Raw genomic sequence first — 20189 nt, 5'->3', positions numbered from 1 at the left:
TCTAACCTCGAGGGCATGTCCACACCGCACCCCACAGCCCTCGTCACCGGCGGTAGCCGCGGACTCGGTGCCGCGATCGCCCGCGAACTCGCGCCCACCCACCAGCTGATCCTCGGTGGTCGCAGCGCCGAGTCCCTCGAACCGATCGCGGGGGAGCTGGGCGCCGCGCCGTGGCCCGTCGACCTCACCGACTACGCCGCGGTGGCCGACGCCGTCACCGACATCGACCGACTCGACGTCCTGGTGCACAACGCCGGCGTCGCGGACATCGGCACCATCGAGGAGACGTCGATCGACACGTGGCATCGGACGTTCGAGGTCAACGTCATGGCCGTGGCGGAACTGACCCGGCTGCTACTGCCCGCCCTGCGCGCCGCGAACGGGCATGTCGTACTGATCAATTCGGGCTCGGGACTGCGGGCCAACGCGAGTTGGGGCGCATACGCGGCCAGCAAGTTCGCGCTGCGCGCATTCGGGGACGCGCTGCGACTCGAGGAGCCGACCCTGCGGGTGACCTCGATCCATCCCGGGCGCATCGACACCGACATGCAGCGTGCGATCGTCACGACCGAGGGTGGCGAGTACGACGCCGGCAAGTTCCTCACCCCGGAAACCGTGGCGGGCGCGGTCCGAAACGCCGTCGAGACACCCCGCGACGCGCACCCCACCGAAATCGTGCTGCGCCCCGTACCGAGGTGAGGACGTCCCGTCAGGGACGGGCGAGAGTCGTGATGGAGACGATCGCGCAGGGCCCGGTGATCTCGGGTGCGTCGACGCACCCGGGCGGGAGCAGCACCGCATCCTCCGTCGCCGGATCGACGAGAACGACGAGCGCGGCGGAATCGGCGGCCAGGGGTGGTTCGCCGAACCGCATCGTCGCCGCGGCCGAGCCGCGCCGGACCATGACGTTCAGCGCCCGGGTGGGCACCTCCACCCGGCATGCCGGCGCCCACTCGCCGGGAAACGCGATCGTCTCCTGCGGTTCGACCACGTGGCGCACGGGCGCGTCGTCCGGCGCGACTCCCGGTCCGAAGGGCGCGCCGGTCAGTTCGATCGAGACCTCCCCGATCGGCATGAACAGCCGGTCGTATCCGTCGATCACCGAGAACGTCGACGACGTCGGCTCGTCCGCGATGCTCACCCGCCACAGGTCGGTCTCGGCGACCACCTGCGTGGTGCCCTGACCGTTGCGCCAGCGGACCGACTCCCGGTCGTCGCGGCTGGTGCGGAGCGCCGGTGCGCTGAGCGAGTACGGTCCGTCGTTCACAGTTCCTCCGGTGACATCTCCCGCCAATACTTGTCCAGTCTTGTATATACAAGTCGCGCCGGTCAATCCGTCACCCGAACCGCCACAGGGGCAGCTGCCGCCTGGAATCCGCCGTAAAGAGTTGGTGTGCAGAATGATTGATCATTCCGTCTCGACGACAGTGGGGTGCGACGCGGCGCCGCCAGGACTCCGAGCCGCACCCCACCGACAGCGGAGCGGTGCCGTCTCGTCAGCTGACGATCATGTCCTCCTGCGCCCAGTAGGCGCGGGTGCTGGTGATCTTGGCGTCGTCGTCGAAGGTCATGACGTCGATGGGCTCCATGACGTAGGTCGTGTCGCCTACCTTGGAGACGGTGCGGAAGTGGAAGGCGGCGCTGTTGCCGGCGACGCGGATCGTCAGCAGCTCGGCGGTCTGGTCCATCGCCTCGATCGCCTTGAAGAAGGCGCGGATCTCCTCGACGCCCCGCTTGGGCTCGGTGCCGACCGGGTCCTCGACCGTGGCGCCCTCGGCGAACAGCGCGGCCACCTGGTCGGCGCTCTTGCTCTCGAGTGCCTTCATGTAGGAGGCGACGGTGTTCTTGATGTCTTCTGCGGATGCCATGCTCGCTGAACCTTTGCTCGTGGAACGAATTTCAGGGATTTCTCGGCGGCGAGCGTATCCCGGCCCACGCGGGCCGCACAGCGCTCGGTCCCGCCCACCGGACACTCCAGACAAAGCTCCGAAGCGACGTGAGCCGTGACAATGCGGTGCTAGCGTCCGGCGCATGCCGATCCAGCACGGGGGTTTCTGGGGCCGAATACTCGTCGCCGCACTCGCGGTGGGTGTCGTGGGCGGAGGTGGTACCGCAGGCACAGCCGCGGCCCAATCGAGTGGCAGTGCGCTGCCGAACACCAGCATCGGCGGTGTGGGATCGACCGGCAGCGCGGCCGGACAGGGATTCATCGGCCCCGGGTCGCTCACCGACGGCACCGGCTCGGACGGCACCGGGTCCAATGGCACCACCCCGATCACGGGGTCGTGGGGGACCGCGTCGCTGGCCCGGTCGGCGTTCGGGTCGTGGATGCCGGGTCTGGTCGGCTCGTTGATCCCGGAACCCGACCTGGCGCCGCCGCCGCTGGACACCCTGCACCAGGAGTCGCTGCCCTCGCCGATCGGGGAACCGTTCTTCGACTTCTACCCGCCCGGCCTGCCCGGGATGGCGAACGGCCAGGTCATCGAGGTCCGCGATGTCACGCCGGTCGCGAAGAACCTGCTACTCGGCCCGGTGCGCGAGGTGAAGCAGATCAAGGTAAAGACCACCGATGCGTCGGGCGCACCATCCTTCGCGACCGCGACGCTCGTCATCCCCGCCGGGGTGTGGCCCGGCCCTGGGCCGCGTCCGGTCCTGGTCAACAACGTGCCGATCAACGGACTCGGACGGGCCTGCACGCCCTCCCACACCCTGGCCAACGGGATCACGCCGTCGACCAACTTCATCGAATTCCTGCGGCCCGTCACCACGAAGGCCGAGGAACGCGGCTACGCCGTCCTGATCCCCGATCACGAGGGGCCCTCGATGGCGTACGCGGAACCGTACGTGGCCGGGCACGCGATCCTGGACACCATCCGCGGCATGCGGAACGAGTTCCCCGCCGAGTTCGGCACCAGCAAGATCGCCATGATGGGCTACTCCGGCGGGGCGATCGCGACCCACGGCGCGGCCAAACTGCTCGACGGCTACGCGCCGGAGCTGGCCCCCGACATCGTCGGCGCCGCGATGGGCGGCGTCCCGGCCGACTTCGAGATGCTCGGACGCACCATGAACGGTAACCTCGCGAGCGGACTGTTCCTGGCGGCGGTGTTCGGGATCTCCCGGGAGAACCTCGAGATCCTGCCGCTGATCAACAGCCTCGGGCAGCGCATCGGCATCTCGTCCATCAAGGACCAGTGCTCCACCAACCTGGCGGTCTCGGGCATCTTCGGGCTTCCCGCCGAGGCACTCGCGAACGTCGAGGATGCCCTGAATTCACCTGTCGCCCATGACATCTACGCCAAGATGAAGATGGCGGACCTCGTCTCCGGAACCCCGCTGTACATCTACAACGGCGGGCAGGACTTCTGGATCCCCGCCCTCGGCGCCCGCAACCTGTTCGACGAACAGTGCGGCTACGGCGTCGCCGCCGTCTACCGGCAGGTGCCCGGCGAGCACCTGCTCGGCGAGGCCCTCGGCAACTCCGGCGCCTTCGACTGGATCGACGCCCTCTTCCGGGGGGAGCCGGCGCCGTCCGAGTGCTGAGGCGGCTGCGCCACCCGTGCGCCTTTCTGGTGGTTCCAGCTACCAGAAAGGCGCACGGGCGCGGAGCGCCTAGAGGACGACGTTGACCATCTTGCCGGGCACGACGATCACCTTGCGGGGATCGTTGCCGTCCAGCAGTGCGACGATCTTCTCGTCCGCGAGTGCGATCTTCTCGATGTCCTCACGTGCCGCGTCGGCGGCGACGTTGATGCGACTGCGAACCTTGCCGTTGACCTGGATCGGGTACTCGACGGTGTCCTCGACCAGCCACTTCTCGTCGGCGGTCGGGAACGGGCCGTGCGCGAGCGAGGCGGTGTGGCCCAGGCGCGACCACAGTTCCTCCGCGAGGTGCGGTGCGATCGGACCGAGCATGAGCACCAGCGGCTCCACCACCGACCGCGGGGAACCGGCGGGGTACTCCTTGGTGAGGTGGTTGGTGTACTCGATCAGCTTGGCGACAGCGGTGTTGTCACGCAGGGCCGCGTAGTCCTCGCCGACACCGGCGATCGCCTTGTTGAGCGCCCGCAGCGTGTCCTCGGACGGCTCGGCGTCGGTGACGCGCAGGTCACCGGTCTCCTCGTCGACGACGACGCGCCACGCGCGCTGCAGGAAGCGGTGCGCACCGATGACGTCCTTGGTCGCCCACGGACGGGACGTGTCCAGCGGACCCATCGCCATCTCGTACACGCGAAGCGTGTCGGCACCGTACTCGTCGCAGATCTGGTCCGGCGCAACGGAATTCTTGAGGCTCTTGCCCATCTTTCCGTACTCGCGCTTGACCTCGGCGCCCTGGTAGAAGAACTTGCCGTCCTCCTCGGTCACCTCGGCGGCCGGCACGTACACGCCGCGCTCGTCGGTGTACGCGTACGCCTGGATGTAGCCCTGGTTGTACAGGCGGCGGTACGGCTCGCTCGAGCTGACGTAGCCCAGGTCGAACAGCACCTTGTGCCAGAACCGCGAGTACAGCAGGTGCAGCACCGCGTGCTCGACACCACCGACGTACAGGTCGACGCCACCGGGATCGTTGGGGCCGTGGATGTCCGGGCGCGGACCCGTCCAGTAGGCCTCGTTCTCGGGCGCGACGAACTGCTCGCTGTTGGTGGGGTCGATGTAGCGCAGCTGGTACCACGAGCTGCCCGCCCACTGCGGCATCACGTTGGTGTCGCGGCGGTAGTCCTCGAGACCGTCGCCGAGATCGAGCTCGACGTTGACCCAGTCGGACGCCTTGGCGAGCGGGGGCGAGGGCTCGGAGCTGGCGTCGTTCGGATCGAACGACACCGGCGCGTAGTCCTCGACCTCCGGAAGTTCCACCGGCAGAGCCGATTCCGGCAGCGGATGGGCGACGCCGTCGGCGTCGTACACGATCGGGAAGGGCTCGCCCCAGTAACGCTGGCGCGCGAACAGCCAGTCGCGCAGCTTGTACTGGATGGTGCCCGTACCGACGCCCTCCGCCTCGAGCCGCTCGATGACGGCCTTCTTGGCGTCCGCGACGTCCAGGCCGTTCAGGTAGTCGCTGTTGACGAGCGGTCCGTCACCGGTGAACGCGGCCTCGGACAGGTCGCCACCCTTGATGACCTCGACGATGTCGAGACCGAACGCGGTCGCGAACTCCCAGTCGCGCTGGTCGTGGCCGGGCACGGCCATGATCGCGCCGGTGCCGTAGCCGGTGAGCACGTAGTCGGCGATGAACACCGGCAGCTTGTGCCCGTTGACCGGATTGGTCGCGTACACGCCCAGGAAGACGCCGGTCTTCTCCTTGTTCTCCTGGCGCTCGAGATCGGTCTTCGCCGCGATGGACGCGCGGTAGGCCTCGACTGCCTCGGCCGGCGTGGCGGCGTTCCCCGTCCAGCGCGGGTCGACGCCCTCGGGCCACTCGGCCGCCACCAGCTGGTCCACCAGTTCGTGCTCGGGCGCCAGCGTCACGTACGTGGCACCGAACAGCGTGTCCGGGCGGGTGGTGAACACCTCGATGTCGTGATGCTGCGCCGAACCCCCGTCGCTTCGCTCGGACAGGGCGGCGAACTTCACCTGGGCACCGTGCGAGCGCCCGATCCAGTTGCGCTGCATGGACTTGACCTTGTCCGGCCAGTCCAGGAACTCGAGGTCGTCGACCAGGCGGTCGGAGTACGCGGTGATGCGCATCATCCACTGCTGCAGGTGCTTCCGGAACACCGGGAAGTTGCCGCGCTCGCTGCGGCCGTCCGCGGTGACCTCCTCGTTGGCCAGCACCGTGCCCAGACCGGGGCACCAGTTGACCATCGAATCCGAGTGGTAGACCAGGCGGTACGAGTCCAGCACCTTGCTGCGCTCCACGGCGTCCAGCGACGCCCAGTCGCGACCGTCGTCGAGCGTGCGCTCACCCGAGGCGAACTCGGCCTCGAGCTCGGAGATGCGGCGCGCCTTGCCCTGCGCGGTGTCGTACCAGGCGTTGTAGATCTGCAGGAAGATCCACTGCGTCCAGTGGTAGAAGTCCACGTCCGTGGTCGCGACGGAGCGGCGCTCGTCGTGGCCCAGGCCCAGGCGGCGCAGCTGACGCTGCATGTTCGCGATGTTGGCCTCGGTCGTGGTGCGCGGATGCGTGCCCGTCTGCACCGCGTACTGCTCGGCCGGCAGACCGAACGCGTCGTAACCGAGGGTGTGCAGGACGTTGTGCCCCTGCATGCGGTGGTAGCGCGCGAAGACGTCGGTGGCGATGTAGCCGAGCGGGTGACCGACGTGCAGGCCCGCGCCCGACGGGTACGGGAACATGTCCTGCACGAACAGCTTGTCGGCGGGCACGGCGGGCACATCCCCCGTCGCTTCGCTCGCCTGAGGCGCCAGCGGACCCACCGGGTTCGGGGCGTTGAACGTCCCGCGCTCGCTCCACAGGTCCTGCCAGCGCTGCTCGATCCGGCCGGCGAGCTCCGCGGTGTAGCGGTGCTGCGGCGTCGAGTCGTCGGGGGATGAGGCGTGCTGAACTGGCTCGGTCACTGTGGTCGCTATCTACTTGGATGACGGGAATTCCGTCAACCAGGGTAAAGCGTCGGCGGTCGCCCCGAACACCCAGCAACACCAGCCCGCGCGCCCGGGTCGTATCGTGTAGGCGTGGTCATCGTTGCGCTCGTGCTGTTCGTCGCCGCTCTCGCCCTCGCCGGTCTGGGCATCGCTGCACTCACCGGCCGCCTGACGCGCAACCGCTGGGCCGGTGTCCGCACCCCCCAGTCGCTGCGCGACGACGAGACGTTCGCCCTGGCCAACAAGGTCGCGGCCCCCAGCATGCTCGGCGGTGCCAGCGTGTTGGCCATCGGCGGCCTCGCCGTCCTGATCCTGCCCACCGTCGCCGGCGTGATCGCGACGATCGTCGTGATCGCCGGGGCCCTGTTCACCGTCGCAGCCGGTGGCGCGCTCGGCTCCAAGGCCGCGGGCGCGATGCCCGACACCAGCGGTTGCGGCACGTCCTGCGGCGCCTGCAGCCTCAGGGGCGCGTGCGAACCGGCCTGATCCGCCCGGCCTGATTGAATCCGGTGTGTGACCACACCCACACCGGACTCCTTCCCGCCACCCGCGCCGGCCCGCACGATCGATCCGGCCGGTGCCGTCTTCGGTATCGGCGTCCCCGTGCTGGCCGCCGCCGCGGGCATCGTGCTGACATACATCCTCGAGCCCCGCCTGCCGGAGCAGATTGCCACCCACTGGTCCGGCGACGGTGGCACGCCCGACGGCTTCATGAACCCCACGTCGAGCGCGTGGATGGTAGCCGTGATCCTGCTGCTCGTCGGTGGCGGCTGCTGCGCGATCGCGGCGCTCGCACAGGCGCAACTGATCATGCGCCGGATGATGCTGTTGGTGGGGCTCGTCGTCGTCGGCGTCATCCTCGCCGTCGAGGTCGCGATGATCGTCGGTCAACTCGACGCGACGTCGGTAGTCGACACCCCGCTGCCCACGACCCCGATCGGTGTGGGGGCCGCCCTCGGCGCGGTCGTCGGGTTGCTCGGCGCGTCGTTGCTGCGGGACCACCGCGTCCGCACCGTCGCCCTCGAGCCTCCCGCCGCGGGCCTGCCCCGCGGCGCCGTCGAGCTCCCGATCACCGACCAGGTCGGCATGAGCGCGGGCGGGCTCGCCGGGGTCGCGCTGGTGGTTGCCGCGCCCGCGGTCGGGGTGTCCTACCTGGCCGGGGCCTGGTGGCCCCTCGCCCTGTTCCTGCCCGCGGTGCTGCTGCTGGTCACGCTCCTGCAGTTCCGCGTCGTCGTCGACGGCGACAGCATCCGCGTGCAGAACCTGGGGATGTCGGCGATCGAGTACGGGACCGACGAGGTTCTCGGCGCCCGCGTCGACGAGATCCGGCCGTTCCAGGACTTCGGCGGTTGGGGGCTCAAGACGAAGGGCCGCGGCAACTACGGCGTCGTCACCCGGACCGGACCGGCCGTCGTGGTGAGCTTCGCGGGCGGGCACCGGCTCACCGTCACCACCCCGAAGGCGGAGGAGATCGCCGGCGCTCTCAACACGCTGGCCGATCGGCGATTCGCACGATCCTGAAGGTTTCGAGGGTCACAACGCCGAAGCCCGGATCGCCTCCATGAGTGCCGCCTCGGGCTCGCTGGGCGTGCTCGCGCGACCCAGCAGCACGAACTCGACGTCGCCCGGGTCCGGCAGGCCCAGGCTCTCGCCGACGGGCCGCAGCTCGGTCGGCAGCAGCGACTGCGCGTGCACGATGAATCCGAGCCCGGCCAGGACGGCGGCCCGCAGCCCGGCGCGGCTGTTCGCCAGGCACGTGATCCGACTCGGCAGCCGCGCCGCCTCGAGGGCGCCGAGCGCGCACGCCCGGGTGATGCTCGGCGGCGGATACGCGACGAGCGGCACAGGCGTCGTCGGATCCCACTCCGCTTCGGCCGTCCCGCCCCACACCAGCCGGTCGCGCCACACCAGGTCGCCGTGTGTCTCGCCGGGGCGTCGCATGACGAATGCGAGATCGAGGTCGCCGGCCCGCAACTGCGCGTGCACGGTGCGGCTGAGGCCGACGGTGAGCTGCAGGTCGACGAGCGGGTGGGTACGCCGGAAGTCCCGCAGAATCTGCGGCAGTCCCTTGGCGACCAGATCCTCGGCCGCCCCGAACCGCAGCCGTCCGGTGAGCGTCGAGCCCGCGAAGTAGCGGCCGGCGCGGTCCTGGGCGTCGAGTATCGAGCGTGCGAAGCCCACCATCGCCGTTCCGTCCGCGGTGAGCTCGACGGTGTGGGTGTCGCGGCTGAGGAGGTGGCGTCCGGCAGCCTTCTCGAGCCGCGCGATGTGCCCGCTCACCGTCGACTGCCGCAGCCCCAACTGCCGGGCGGCGGCGGTGAAACCACCCGTCTGCTCGACGGCGAGGAACGTCCTGAGGAGTACCGGATCGAACATCCGTCCTGCTTATCACGAAACGTGATCACAGTTAACGGGTTGAACGGCTTTCATGATCAAATCCGGGGCAGATACCGTTGACCGGTGAAGTTTCTGAGCAGGTTCTACATCGATGGATTCATCCTGGCCATCGTCACGGTGGCGATCCTCGGCAGCCTGTTCCCCGTATCCGGCAGCGGACAGACCCTCCTCGACTGGGCCACCAAGATCGCGATCGGCTTCCTGTTCCTGCTCTACGGCGCGCGACTGTCACCGGCCGAGGCGCTGCAGGGCCTCAAACACTGGCGCCTGCACTCCGTGGTGTTCGCATCGACGTTCGTGCTGTTCCCGCTCATCGGCCTGGCGCTGCGGATCCTGGTGCCGACCGTCATCACCGACGAGATGTACACCGGCATCCTGTACCTGTGCCTGGTGCCGTCGACGGTGCAGTCGTCGATCGCGTTCACCTCGATCGCGCGCGGCAACGTCGCGGGCGCGATCGTGAGTGCGTCGTTCTCCAACCTGCTGGGCGTGTTCGTCACGCCGCTGCTGGTGATCCTGCTGATGAACACCACCGGCGAGGCGACGGTCGACTTCTCGTCGGTGCTCGACATCGTGCTGCAGTTGCTGCTGCCGTTCATGATCGGCCAGCTCATCCGCCCGCTCGTCATCGACTGGCTGAAGAGGTACGCGGAACCGACCAAGCTCGTCGACCGCGGGTCGATCCTGCTCGTCGTGTTCTCGGCGTTCAGCGAGTCGATGAACGAGCACGTCTGGAGCACCGTGACGGTGCTCGAGGTCGCCGCCGTGGTCGCGGTGTGCTGCGGCATCCTGGCCGCCGTCCTCGGCATCACCGCGTTCGCCGGCAAGAAGCTCGGGTTCTCGCTGCCCGACCGGATCGTCATCATCTTCTGCGGCTCGAAGAAGAGCCTCGCGACCGGCCTGCCGATGGCGTCGGTGCTGTTCGCCGGCCAGCCCGTGGGCCTGATCGTGCTGCCGCTGATGATCTTCCATCAGATCCAGCTGATCGTGTGTGCCGCACTCGCGCAGCGCTACGCGAAACGGACGGATCCGGACCCGGTCACCACCTGACCGCACTCGCGTTCGCGCACACCGGCGTCACTCCTGGGGTTCAATGGGTGCAGGCCAGGTGTGTCCGAGCTAGCCGCAGTCCTATCGGAGGCGAGCGTGAGCAACAACCATCACCACCACCATCATCATCACAAGTCCCGCGACGTCATCATGCCCGCCTACACGGGCCGCATCGCGACGAATCCCGTTCCCGCGCTGCGGCTACCCGAGGACGACATGGATCCGCGCGCCGCCTACCGGTTCATCCACGACGAATTGATGCTCGACGGCAGTTCCCGCCTCAACCTCGCGACCTTCGTGACGACGTGGATGGACCCCGAGGCCGGCACCCTGATGGCGGAGACGTTCGACAAGAACCTCATCGACAAGGACGAGTACCCGGCGACGTCGGCGATCGAGCAGCGCTGCGTCAACATGGTCGCCGCCCTGTTCAACGCCCCCGACCTGGTCGACGACGATCCGACGTCGGCCACGGGCGTCTCGACGATCGGGTCGAGCGAGGCCGTCATGCTCGGCGGGCTGGCAATGAAGTGGCGGTGGCGCCAGGCACGCGAGAAGGCCGGCCTCGACGCGTCCCGGCCGAGCCTGGTGATGGGCAGCAACGTCCAGGTGGTGTGGGAGAAGTTCTGCCGCTACTTCGACGTCGAACCGGTGTACCTGCCGATGGAACCCGGGCGGTACGTGATCACCCCCGAGCAGGTGACGGCCGCCGTGGACGAGAACACCATCGGCGTCGTCGCGATCTTCGGCACCACCTACACCGGCGAACTGGAACCGGTGAAGGAGATCGCGGAGGCGCTCGACGCCGTCGCGGCCGGCGGCGGGCCCGATGTCCCGCTGCACGTCGACGCGGCCAGCGGCGGCTTCGTCACCCCGTTCCTCAACCCGGAACTGGAGTGGGACTTCCGAATTCCGCGGGTCGTCTCGATCAACGTGAGCGGCCACAAGTTCGGCCTGACCTACCCGGGTATCGGGTTCGTGGTGTGGCGCGACGGCGATCACCTACCCGAGGAACTGGTGTTCCGCGTGAACTACCTCGGCGGCGACATGCCCACCTTCACCCTCAACTTCTCACGACCCGGAAACCAGATCGTGGGCCAGTACTACAACTTCCTCCGCCTGGGACGCTCCGGCTATCGCAACATCATGAAATCGTTGCGCGGCACCGCGATGTGGTTGAGCGGCCAACTCGCCGAACAGGGCGATTTCCGCATCATCAGCGACGGATCGGCCATCCCGGTCCTCGCGTTCGAACTCACCGGCGAGCAACGCTTCACGGTGTTCGACGTCTCCCACGAACTCCGCGCCCGCGGCTGGCAGGTGCCCGCCTACACGATGCCCGCCGACGCCACCGACGTCGCGGTGCTGCGCATCGTCGTCCGTGAGGGCTTCAGCGCCGACCTCGCCCGTCTGCTGTTCGACGACATCCGCACGGTGCTCGACTACCTGCGGCAGGAGGACGTCGCGATCCACTCGAAGGCGCGGCACTTCGCGCACTGATCCTCGGGGTTTGCCGTGCAACCGGCCGGGGTATCCGGCGCGGGATGGTCGACGCGAAGGAGCCCGCGATGTCCGCACTGCCCGATCCGCCCGACCCCGTACTGGAGAGTGCTGCAAAGGAACTCGCCGACGCGACGGCACCCCATCCGCGGATCTACGAGGTCCCGCCCGAGCAGGGCCGCAAGATCCTCGCCGACCTGCAGGCCGGGGGCGACGTACCGAGACCGCTCGTCGAGGAACAGTGGGTGGATGTCGATGCGGGTCCACACGGAACGGTGCGGACCCGCATCGTGCGTCCCGTCGACGCGTCCGGTGACCCGCCCGTCCTGATCTACATCCACGGCGCCGGCTGGGTGTTCGGCGACGAGAACACCCACGACCGCCTGGTGCGCGAACTCGCGGTCGGCGCGGGCGTCGCCGTCGTCTTCCCCGTGTACGACCGGGCGCCGGAGGCCAAGTACCCCACCCAGATCGAGCAGAACTATGCGGTCGCCCGGTGGGTCGCGGGGCAGGGCCGCGAACACGACCTCGACACGTCCCGCCTCGCGGTGTGCGGGGACTCGGTGGGTGGCAACATGGCGACGGTGCTGGCGCTCATGGCGGCCGAACGTGGCGACGTGGACCTGCGCGCGCAGGTGCTGCTGTACCCGGTGACCGACGCGAACTTCGGGACGGCGTCGTACCTGCAGTTCGCCGACGGTTACTACCTGACCCGCGACGGCATGCAGTGGTTCTGGGACCAGTACATTCCGGACCCGGAGCAGCGAGGGGACGTGTACGCGTCACCCCTGCGTGCGTCCGAGGAGCGGCTCGCCGCGCTGCCGACGACACTGGTGATCACCGACGAGGCCGACGTCCTGCGCGACGAGGGCGAGGCGTACGCCGCGAAACTGCGCGCGGCCGGTGTGGACGTCACCGCTGTCCGGGTGGGCGGCATGGTCCACGACTTCCTCATGCTCGACAGCCTCCGCGACTGCCGGGCCACCGTCGTCGCGCGCGAACTGGCGATCGCGGCGTTGCGAAAGGCGCTGTCCGACCGACCCTGAACGGGAGTTCACGACGCGGATCCCGTTCGAGATCGTGCCGTGAACTCCCGTTCAGGGAAGCCGCGTGGTCAGCCCAGGTCGCCGCCACCGACCGGCAACGTCACGCCGGTGATGTAGGACGCGTCGTCCGAGGCGAGGAACAGGATCGCCGACGACATCTCCTCCAACGTCCCGTACCTCTTCATCAGACTGCTGTCGACGGTCTGGTCGACGATCTGCTGGTACCAGATGCGGTCCTGCTCGCTCTGCTGCTCGGTGTTGCGGGGGATCCGGCGGACGGGTGCCTCGGTTCCGCCGACCGCGACCGCGTTGACGCGGATCGGAGCGGGCGCCACCTCGAGCGCGAGACACGCCGTCAGCGCGTTGACTCCGCCCTTCGCGGCGCCGTACGGCACGCGGTTGACGCCGCGGGTCGCGATCGACGACACGTTGACGATCGCTCCGGATCCCTGGCGCTGCAGGTGCGGCAGCACGGCGCGGCATCCCCACAGCGTCGGGAACAGCGACCGCTGCACCTCAGCGGTGATCTGTGCCGCCGTGTACTCCTCGAACGGCTGCGCCCAGATCGTGCCGCCGACATTGTTGACCAGCACGTCGATCCGACCGAACCGTTCTGCGGCCGCGTCGATCGCTGCGGCGCACTGGTCGAAGTCCTCCATGTCGGCGAGTGCCCACCCGACCGTCGCGGAAGCGCTCAGCTCCTCCGAAACCTCCTTCACCAGTTCGGATCTGTCGATCAGAAACAGTGCCGCACCCTCGGCCGCGCACCGCTCGGCCACCCGCTTGCCGATGCCCTGCGCCGCCCCGGTGACGACGACGGTCTTGCCCTCGAAACGCATTCCCTGCACCTTCCTGTGACTGTCGATCGTGGCGGCTCAGGCCGCGGCGGGCTCGGTCTCGGTCCGCGAGGACCGGCGCAGGACGAGCACACAGCAGGTGGCGACGACCAGCGGGACGACGAGGGCGAAGAAGAACCCGTTGACGCCGCCCCAGTTCAGGAAGACACCACCGATTGCCGAGCCGATGATGGCGCCGACACGCCCGATGCCGATGGCCCAGCCGGTCGCCGTCGCCCGTAGCGCCGACGGGTAGGCGGACACGACGAGGTAGTTGAGCGCGAGTTGCTGTCCGCCGATACCGAATCCGGCGGTGGCGATGAGCGCGAACACCAGCGGCCACTGCCCGCCGCCGATCGCCAGACCGAGTCCGACGGCGGTCACGATGCCGCAGCCGAACATGAACATGAGGATCTTGCCGGTGTCGAGCTTGGGCAGGAAGTAGGCGAGCGGGATCGCGAAGGCGATGAACGCCGCGTTCACCGTGACGGAGCCCATCGGGGCCGAATCCTTGGCCAGGCCGGCCTCACGCAGCACGGTCGGCAGCCAGGAGAGCAGCATGAACCACGCGATCCAGTTGAACAGGTAGGTACCCCAGACTGCCACGGTGTTGCGCGCATACCCAGCGGCGAACAGCGCGGCCACTCGCGCCTTCTTCTCGGGTGTCGGGGTGGAGTCGGCAGCGAACTCGCCGGGGCGGACGTCACGGCCCAGGATGCGGCGGAGCGTCGACGCGATCCTCTCGTCGTCGCCGGCCTTCCCTCGGGTCGCGAGGTACTGCATCGACTCGGGAAGCAGGAAGTACAGCACGACGATCAGCACGAGCGGAACGATGCCGCCGACCGCGTAGATGCCCTCCCAGCCCATGCTGGGCAGCATCTCGGCGGCGAGGATGCCGCCGGACATCGCGCCGGCGGGCAGCGCCAGCAACACACCCGTCGTGATCGCACCGCGCAGCCGCGACGGTCCGTATTCGGCGGCCAGCGCCAGCAGCACCGGCGTCGCACCACCCATGCCGAGACCGGCGATGACGCGGAGCACGAAGATCTGTTCCGGAGTCTGAGCGAACGCGGTCGCGAGACTCGCGGCGCCGAACAGCGCGATCGCGCCGAGCAGCGCGGGCTTACGGCCGAAGCGGTCACCCAGCAGTCCCAGCGTCATGGCACCGATGGCCATGCCGATCGTGCCGGCGGTCAGTAGCGGAGCCAGACTTCCGGTGCTCATACCCAACGCGTCGATCATCGCAGGACCGGTGAAAGCGACTGCCTGCGTGTCGAATCCGTCGAACAGAGCGACGAGGAAACAGAGGACCAGCACCTTCCACTGGAAGGCGCTCAAACCGCGACTGTCGATCGCCTGGGAAATCGTATGGGTCGGCGCGGTCCCCCTCCGCGTGTCGGACCGTGTTTCGGGAGTACTCATGCCTACCTCTCGCGTGTACGCACTGCGTACATATTGCCCGTTCTTCGTACAGAGAGAAATAGTGACACAGCACACGACATCAGGCAAAGGGGCAAAGGGGACGGATCAATCGCCGGAGGGGAGCCCGAGGTGCGGCGCGACGCGGTGGGCGCCGGCGGCGCATGAGCCGCCGATGGCACGGAAGTCCTTCCGGCCCTGAGGTTTCGGTACCGGACCGGCATCCGCCGTAAATCGTTCGGGAATCGTTCGGGAATCGTTCGGGGACCGCGCGGCAGCGGCGTCAGTTCAGTTCGACGTCGATCGGGTGCGTCGCGAGCAGCGCGAGGGGGAGCGGCTGCCGCCGCAGCGCCTGCCCCCAGACGTCGGCGCGCGGCGGGCTGATCACGTCGGAGGCCAAGGCCGACAACACGATCCAGTCGTCGTGTTCGATCTCGGCGTCGAGCTGTCCGAGCGTCCAGCCGGCATAGCCGGCGAAGATCCGCAGCCCCTCGACCACCGGGGCGATGGGCTCGGGGTCGGCGTCGAGGTCGACCATCATCACCCGGCCGTCGATCCGGCGCAGTCCCGCGATGCCGGTGATGTCGGCGCCCGTGCGCAGGGTCGCCAGGCACAGCGCGGCGTCCCGGGTGACCGGGCCGCCGATGTACAGCGCCTGCGGCTTGGCGGCGAGCGGGGCCCACTGCGGCAGCACCTCCTGCACGGAGGCGTCGCTGGGCCGGTTGAGGACGACACCGAGGCTGCCGGCGTCGTTGTGTTCGATCACGTAGACGACGGTCCGCCGGAACGTCGGCTCGGTGAGGTCCGTCGACGACACCAGCAGGCTGCCCGGCCGCACCCCCGGCTGTGCCGGGGCCGTGCGGTCCTCAGGTTCCTCCGACTGCGCCACCGGGTCATCATCTCATCGACGGGCCCCGGACGGGAGATTCGAACGCGAACGGATTACGCCGCGTCGGGTGCGGGCTTCGCGTCGGGTGCGGGTGCGGGAACCGCGCAGGTTCCCGTGCGGGGAACGCCGAGCTTCTGCAGCAGCAGGCTCATCGGGCACCAGCCGACGATGCCGTAGAGGACCAGGTTCGCGGATGCGAACGCCGTCAGGCCACGCCACTTGGGCGAGTGCTTGCGGCCGAGCAGCAGGCTCGTGCCCACCACGGACCCGCCGAGCAGCGGGACGATGCGCTCGACGGTCCAACCGGAATGCTTCGGCAGTGCCATGTTCGTGTACTCCTCGTGTGGCGTGATCAGTCCGGAGTGGTGATCGCGAGGCCGGCGCGGCGCCAAGCGTCGATCCCGCCGCGCACCAGGTAGGTCTCGGCGCCCAGCCGGGACAGCTGACGCGCCGCGTTCGCCGATCGTCCGCCGGAGCGGCAGATCACGACGACGGGCCGACCCGCGACCACATCGATGCCGTGGTCGATCACCTCGTGCAGCGGCAGATGGGTGGCACCCGGCACGTGGCCGGTGTCCCACTCCGGACGCGATCGCACGTCCAGCAGGACCGCGCCCTCCTCGACGAGGGTCTGTGCCCTGCTCGCGTCGACCGTTCCGTACGACTTTCTGAAGATGCCCACGACATCCGACCCTAGGGCCACCCTGCCCGCTCTCTCCAGACCCCCTGGGGGGATCCTTTCTCCACCCGCGACTTTATACCCCTAGGGGTATGACGTCGACGTGTCGTCGGCCACGCTCCGACGGCTCAGTCCAACCCCAGGATCCGGTCCAGCACCGTCAGGTGATGCTCGAACAGCGCGGCCGGATCCGCGAACGTGTCGGCACCGTACTGACCGAACACCTCGAAGTTCACCGCACCGAACAACGCCGCCCAGGCCATGACACCACGGGCCAGCACCTCGTCGGGCACGGTCAGGCCCATCTCCATACGGATGCGGTCGAGGTCCACGGACAGCGCCGGATCGACCTGCGACGCCGGCACCGACAGCACCCCCGCGCGGTGCGCGTCCTCGACGATGCCGACCAGCGCGACGATCACCCGGGTGCCCGGTCCGGTCGTGCGCTCGGCCGGTGCGTGGTAGCCGGGGACCGGACTGCCGAACAGCAGCGCGTAGCGGGCGGGTTCCCGGACCGCCCACGCGCGCACCGCGTGGGCGAGGGCGTGCAGCCGGCCGCGATGGTCGTCGGCCGGGAGCGCGTCGACGGCGGCGTCCACCTCGGCTCCGAGCTCGCTGTAGCCGTCGATCACGAGCAGCGTGAGCAGCTCGTCCCGGCTCGCGACGTACCGGTACACCGCCGACGAGACGACGCCCAGATCGCGCGCGACGGCGCGCAGCGACAACGCGGCGGCGCCGTGTGTCGCCAGGTGATCCCGCCCGATGCGGGTGATCTCGGCGAGCGTCTGCTCGCGGGCGCGTTCGCGGGGGGTGACGGTCATGCACCCACCCTGCCCGAGAAACGAGAGCACTGTCAACAAAAGAGAGCACTGCTCTTGACACGTGGCCGACCCGAGGTGCATCGTAGAACTCGAGAGCAGTGCTCTCGTTTCCGAATCCCTCGTCGAGAAAGTGAGCATGAGATGTCGAATCTGCAGGTAGTGACCGGCGCAGGCCCCGTCGGCTGGACCGTCGCCGAGCAACTGGCCGACGCCGGCCACGACGTCCGCGTCCTGACCCGCTCGGGCAGCGGACCCGATCATCCGCGGATCGAGCGACTGAAGGTGGACGTCTCCGATCCCGCCGCCCTGGCGCCGGCACTGCAAGGCGCCACCGCCGTCTTCCACTGCATCCACGGCTCCGCCTACGACGCCCGCGCCTGGGAACGCGAGCTGCCCGCCGCCGAACAGGTGGTGCTCGACGCCGCCGAACGGATCGGCGCGGTGGTGGTGTTCCCGGAGAGCCTGTACTCGTACGGCCGCCCGGACGGACCGATGACGGAGGACGGCCCGCGCGACGCGACGACCGGCAAGCTGGGTGTCCGCACGCGTCTGCTCGCGGCCCGCTCGGCGCACCGGACGCCGACGGTCAGCGTCGTCGCGTCCGACTTCTTCGGCCCACACGTCCTGAACGCGCACGCCGGCGAGCGGATGGTGCCGCACGTGCTGAACGGGAAGACGATCCGGGTGTTGGGACGCGCCGACGTCGTCCACTCGTTCACCTATGTACCCGACCTGGCGGCCGCGATGATCGCCGCCGCGCACGATCCGGACCGGTGGAACAGCGTGCTGCACGCGCCCACCGCACCGGCGGTGACCCAGCGGCAGCTGGTGGAGGCGTTCGCGAAGGCCGCGCACGTGCCGACACCCACGGTGGGCACGCTGCCCGGATGGGCACTGCGCACGGTCGGGGCGGTGCACCGGCCCACCCGGGAACTCGCGGAGATGCTGTATCAGTTCGAGGCGCCGTTCGTGATGGACTCGCATCGCAGCGAGCAACTCCTGGGGCTGGCGCCGACCGCACTCGACGACGCCGCGGCCGCGACGGTGCGATGGTGGCGGAGCGAAATGGCGACACCGGCCGCCCGATAGGGTCGCCGTGTGCGCAGATGGAGTTCGATTCGTGGGTCGTGGGCGGCCGCCGCCACGACCCTGCGCCACTCGCCCGGCCTGGCCCGCCTCACGACGGTCCGGTTCGCGAGCCAGTTCGGCGACGGACTCTTCCAGGCGGCACTCGGCGGGGCCATCCTCTTCAACCCCGAACGCGAGACCGAACCACTCGCGATCGCCGCAGGCTTCGCGGTCCTGCTGCTGCCGTACTCGGTGATCGGCCCGTTCGCGGGCGCACTGCTGGACCGCTGGGACCGACGCGCGGTACTGCTGTGGGCGAATCTGCTGCGGGGCAGCCTGATCCTGCTCATCTCGGCACTGCTCCTCGCGGGCGCGGGGGAGACACCACTGTTGCTCATGGCGCTCGCCGCGATCGGCGTCAGCCGGTTCGTTCTCGCCGGTGTCTCCGCAGCACTGCCCCACGTGGTGCGGCAAAGTTGGCTGGTACCAACCAATTCGGTGCTCGCCACGGCAGGATCGGTGTTCTCGGCGGTCGGCGCCGGAACGGCGGTAGCCGTCATCGCCGCGATCGGCGAGGGCGATCTGGGCTCCGGTGTCGCGGTGGCGGTCGGGGCGCTCGGATCCGTGATCGGCGCGTGGGCGGTGAGCGGATTCGGCCGTCGCGCGCTGGGCCCCCTGGACGGTGTCACCACGGCGCGAGGCACGATCACCGCGGTCCTGTCCGGACTGCGCACCGGCGCGACCGCGGTGTGGCAGGCGCCCGGGGTCACCACCGCGATGATCGGAATCGGTGCCCACCGCATCGCCTTCGGCGTGAACACCCTCGTGATGGTGCTGATCCTGCGCGACCCCACGGCGGACGGCGCGCTGCCCGGGGGACTGGCCGGATTCGGTGTCGCCGTCGGGGCGACCGCGGCCGGCATGCTGCTCGCTGCCCTCGCCACCCCCTGGCTGATTCCCCGCCTCGGACGCCCCCGCACCGTGACCGTCGCACTCGTGTTCGCGACCGTCGTGCAGTTCACGCTGATCACGACACTGTCGCAACCGCTGCTGCTGGTCGGCGCATTCCTGCTCGGGTTCGCCGGGCAGACGGTCAAGCTCACCGGCGACGCCGCGATGCAGATCGAGATCGACGACGACCGGCGCGGCCAGGTGTTCGCGCTGCAGGACACCGTCTTCAACATCGCCTTCTGCGCCGCCGTGGCCGCCGCGGCCACTGCGGTCGCCCCGGACGGGCGCTCGCTGGGACCGGTCCTCGCGGCCGGTGGCGTCTACGCGCTGGGACTGGTCGGGATCGCGTTCAACGCGGGGCGCACCCGCAACTGACCGGTCACCGCACGTCCCGCCGGACGATATCCACCCGGCCGTCGCCGTCGGTGTCCGCGAGCTGCACCGACATCCGGCCCCGTTCCTCCTCGGCGACCAGCACCGTGTCGTACCGCGCCGGGTCCCGCGTCGAGACCAGTACGACATCGGGTTCACCGTCGCCGTCGAAGTCGACGAGCGCGTCGTCCGCCGCACCGTCACCGTCGTGGTCGACGGTCCGCCACCCGGCCGGATCGGACTGTGCGGGAAACTGCGGCGCGAGTGCCGGAGGCGCGGCTTGCGTGACCTCCCGGTCCCAGACGCCACTGTGCGCGGGGTCGGCGAAATACCGGGCCGACGCCCCGACGTCGAGCACCGAACGGTCGGCGACGCCGTCGCTGTCGCTGTCCCACATCGCGTCGTCGAACAGGCCGTCACCGTCGAAGTCCAGACGCACCGCGTCGAACCCGCCGTCGCCGTCGAGGTCGAGATCGGCCACCGAGGTCCACGTGGTGGGCGGACCGTCCCCCGTGCCGAACCAGTACTCGAGTGATCCCATACCTCTGTGGACGCACCCCGACGCGACACGGTTCCGTCACGGTCACCGGGATTGTCGGTGAACACCCCCACGCAACGGTGCTA

20 protein-coding genes are annotated in these 20189 nt (G+C 69.2%); 9 read left to right on the top strand and 11 right to left on the bottom strand.

The window, feature by feature from the left end:
• Positions 1-15: 15 nt before the first annotated feature.
• Positions 16-699, top strand: coding sequence for an SDR family oxidoreductase (locus AC1RIF_RS12105; RefSeq protein WP_492601608.1), 684 nt, complete (start codon positions 16-18; stop codon positions 697-699).
• A gap of 10 nt (positions 700-709) precedes the next feature.
• On the opposite strand, the gene AC1RIF_RS12100 is transcribed toward AC1RIF_RS12105, so the two are convergent.
• Positions 710-1267: a HutD family protein gene (locus AC1RIF_RS12100; RefSeq protein WP_492601607.1), complete on the bottom strand. Its 558-nt coding sequence runs from the start codon at positions 1265-1267 to the stop codon at positions 710-712.
• Between the two features lie 229 nt (positions 1268-1496).
• Entirely contained in the window at positions 1497-1868 is a 372-nt protein-coding gene (locus tag AC1RIF_RS12095) for a nuclear transport factor 2 family protein (RefSeq protein WP_492601606.1), read from the bottom strand.
• Between the two features lie 163 nt (positions 1869-2031).
• On the opposite strand from AC1RIF_RS12095, the gene AC1RIF_RS12090 reads away from it, so the two are divergent.
• Complete coding sequence (locus AC1RIF_RS12090; protein ID WP_492601605.1) at positions 2032-3543, top strand: lipase family protein; 1512 nt, start codon at positions 2032-2034, stop codon at positions 3541-3543.
• A gap of 69 nt (positions 3544-3612) precedes the next feature.
• On the opposite strand, the gene leuS is transcribed toward AC1RIF_RS12090, so the two are convergent.
• Positions 3613-6513 carry a leucine--tRNA ligase gene (gene leuS, locus AC1RIF_RS12085; RefSeq protein ID WP_492601604.1) on the bottom strand — a complete coding sequence of 967 codons (2901 nt, stop codon included), beginning with the start codon at positions 6511-6513 and terminating at the stop codon, positions 3613-3615.
• A gap of 114 nt (positions 6514-6627) precedes the next feature.
• On the opposite strand from leuS, the gene AC1RIF_RS12080 reads away from it, so the two are divergent.
• Positions 6628-7023 (top strand): SdpI family protein, encoded by a 396-nt coding sequence (locus AC1RIF_RS12080; protein ID WP_492601603.1) that lies wholly within the window; start codon positions 6628-6630, stop codon positions 7021-7023.
• Between the two features lie 27 nt (positions 7024-7050).
• Positions 7051-8058: a DUF1648 domain-containing protein gene (locus AC1RIF_RS12075; protein ID WP_492601602.1), complete on the top strand. Its 1008-nt coding sequence runs from the start codon at positions 7051-7053 to the stop codon at positions 8056-8058.
• 12 nt (positions 8059-8070) lie between these two features.
• On the opposite strand, the gene AC1RIF_RS12070 is transcribed toward AC1RIF_RS12075, so the two are convergent.
• Positions 8071-8913 (bottom strand): LysR substrate-binding domain-containing protein, encoded by an 843-nt coding sequence (locus AC1RIF_RS12070; RefSeq protein WP_492601601.1) that lies wholly within the window; start codon positions 8911-8913, stop codon positions 8071-8073.
• Between the two features lie 84 nt (positions 8914-8997).
• Between AC1RIF_RS12070 and AC1RIF_RS12065 the strand changes: the two genes are divergently transcribed.
• The 3 genes from AC1RIF_RS12065 (at position 8998) to AC1RIF_RS12055 (ending at position 12530) form a co-directional block, all read left to right on the top strand.
• Positions 8998-9984, top strand: a complete 987-nt coding sequence (locus tag AC1RIF_RS12065) for a bile acid:sodium symporter family protein (RefSeq protein WP_492601600.1) — start codon at positions 8998-9000, stop codon at positions 9982-9984.
• Positions 9985-10134: 150 nt separating this feature from the next.
• Positions 10135-11484: a glutamate decarboxylase gene (gad, locus tag AC1RIF_RS12060; RefSeq protein ID WP_492601881.1), complete on the top strand. Its 1350-nt coding sequence runs from the start codon at positions 10135-10137 to the stop codon at positions 11482-11484.
• Between the two features lie 68 nt (positions 11485-11552).
• Positions 11553-12530: an alpha/beta hydrolase gene (locus AC1RIF_RS12055; RefSeq protein WP_492601599.1), complete on the top strand. Its 978-nt coding sequence runs from the start codon at positions 11553-11555 to the stop codon at positions 12528-12530.
• A gap of 68 nt (positions 12531-12598) precedes the next feature.
• On the opposite strand, the gene AC1RIF_RS12050 is transcribed toward AC1RIF_RS12055, so the two are convergent.
• From AC1RIF_RS12050 to AC1RIF_RS12025, 6 genes are all read right to left on the bottom strand, one after another.
• A complete protein-coding gene (locus AC1RIF_RS12050; protein WP_492601598.1) occupies positions 12599-13369 on the bottom strand; it encodes a 1,6-dihydroxycyclohexa-2,4-diene-1-carboxylate dehydrogenase in 771 nt (256 codons plus the stop codon).
• A gap of 36 nt (positions 13370-13405) precedes the next feature.
• Entirely contained in the window at positions 13406-14704 is a 1299-nt protein-coding gene (locus tag AC1RIF_RS12045; protein WP_492601597.1) for an MFS transporter, read from the bottom strand.
• Positions 14705-15068: 364 nt separating this feature from the next.
• On the bottom strand, positions 15069-15674 hold the full coding sequence (locus tag AC1RIF_RS12040) for a YqgE/AlgH family protein (protein ID WP_492601596.1): 606 nt from the start codon (positions 15672-15674) through the stop codon (positions 15069-15071).
• A 53-nt stretch (positions 15675-15727) separates the two neighbouring features.
• Complete coding sequence (locus AC1RIF_RS12035) at positions 15728-16000, bottom strand: YgaP family membrane protein (RefSeq protein WP_492601595.1); 273 nt, start codon at positions 15998-16000, stop codon at positions 15728-15730.
• Positions 16001-16026: 26 nt separating this feature from the next.
• Positions 16027-16356 carry a rhodanese-like domain-containing protein gene (locus tag AC1RIF_RS12030; protein WP_492601594.1) on the bottom strand — a complete coding sequence of 110 codons (330 nt, stop codon included), beginning with the start codon at positions 16354-16356 and terminating at the stop codon, positions 16027-16029.
• A 125-nt stretch (positions 16357-16481) separates the two neighbouring features.
• Complete coding sequence (locus tag AC1RIF_RS12025; RefSeq protein WP_492601593.1) at positions 16482-17174, bottom strand: TetR/AcrR family transcriptional regulator; 693 nt, start codon at positions 17172-17174, stop codon at positions 16482-16484.
• 141 nt (positions 17175-17315) lie between these two features.
• On the opposite strand from AC1RIF_RS12025, the gene AC1RIF_RS12020 reads away from it, so the two are divergent.
• Together AC1RIF_RS12020 and AC1RIF_RS12015 are read left to right on the top strand one after the other, a co-directional pair.
• On the top strand, positions 17316-18263 hold the full coding sequence (locus tag AC1RIF_RS12020) for an NAD-dependent epimerase/dehydratase family protein (RefSeq protein ID WP_492601592.1): 948 nt from the start codon (positions 17316-17318) through the stop codon (positions 18261-18263).
• 9 nt (positions 18264-18272) lie between these two features.
• Positions 18273-19568 (top strand): MFS transporter, encoded by a 1296-nt coding sequence (locus AC1RIF_RS12015; RefSeq protein WP_492601591.1) that lies wholly within the window; start codon positions 18273-18275, stop codon positions 19566-19568.
• A 4-nt stretch (positions 19569-19572) separates the two neighbouring features.
• Here the strand turns inward: AC1RIF_RS12015 and AC1RIF_RS12010 are convergent, their stop codons facing one another.
• Positions 19573-20106: a hypothetical protein gene (locus tag AC1RIF_RS12010; RefSeq protein ID WP_492601590.1), complete on the bottom strand. Its 534-nt coding sequence runs from the start codon at positions 20104-20106 to the stop codon at positions 19573-19575.
• Positions 20107-20189 lie beyond the last annotated feature (83 nt).

The sequence above is a fragment of the Prescottella sp. GW823-FHT02E09 genome (genome assembly GCF_058797375.1).
The sequence above is the reverse complement of the archived record's forward strand: the minus strand, read 5'-3'. Positions and strand labels throughout refer to the sequence as shown.

What these genes read in the sequence shown, in the direction of transcription:
- AC1RIF_RS12105 (WP_492601608.1), top strand. Translation starts at nt 16, where the DNA reads ATGTCCACACCGCACCCCACAGCCCTCGTCACCGGCGGTAGCCGCGGA.
- AC1RIF_RS12095 (WP_492601606.1), bottom strand. Translation starts at nt 1,868, where the DNA reads ATGGCATCCGCAGAAGACATCAAGAACACCGTCGCCTCCTACATGAAG.
- AC1RIF_RS12090 (WP_492601605.1), top strand. Translation starts at nt 2,032, where the DNA reads ATGCCGATCCAGCACGGGGGTTTCTGGGGCCGAATACTCGTCGCCGCA.
- AC1RIF_RS12070 (WP_492601601.1), bottom strand. Translation starts at nt 8,913, where the DNA reads ATGTTCGATCCGGTACTCCTCAGGACGTTCCTCGCCGTCGAGCAGACG.
- gad (WP_492601881.1), top strand. Translation starts at nt 10,135, where the DNA reads ATGCCCGCCTACACGGGCCGCATCGCGACGAATCCCGTTCCCGCGCTG.
- AC1RIF_RS12055 (WP_492601599.1), top strand. Translation starts at nt 11,553, where the DNA reads ATGTCCGCACTGCCCGATCCGCCCGACCCCGTACTGGAGAGTGCTGCA.
- AC1RIF_RS12050 (WP_492601598.1), bottom strand. Translation starts at nt 13,369, where the DNA reads ATGCGTTTCGAGGGCAAGACCGTCGTCGTCACCGGGGCGGCGCAGGGC.
- AC1RIF_RS12035 (WP_492601595.1), bottom strand. Translation starts at nt 16,000, where the DNA reads ATGGCACTGCCGAAGCATTCCGGTTGGACCGTCGAGCGCATCGTCCCG.
- AC1RIF_RS12025 (WP_492601593.1), bottom strand. Translation starts at nt 17,174, where the DNA reads ATGACCGTCACCCCCCGCGAACGCGCCCGCGAGCAGACGCTCGCCGAG.
- AC1RIF_RS12020 (WP_492601592.1), top strand. Translation starts at nt 17,316, where the DNA reads ATGTCGAATCTGCAGGTAGTGACCGGCGCAGGCCCCGTCGGCTGGACC.
- AC1RIF_RS12010 (WP_492601590.1), bottom strand. Translation starts at nt 20,106, where the DNA reads ATGGGATCACTCGAGTACTGGTTCGGCACGGGGGACGGTCCGCCCACC.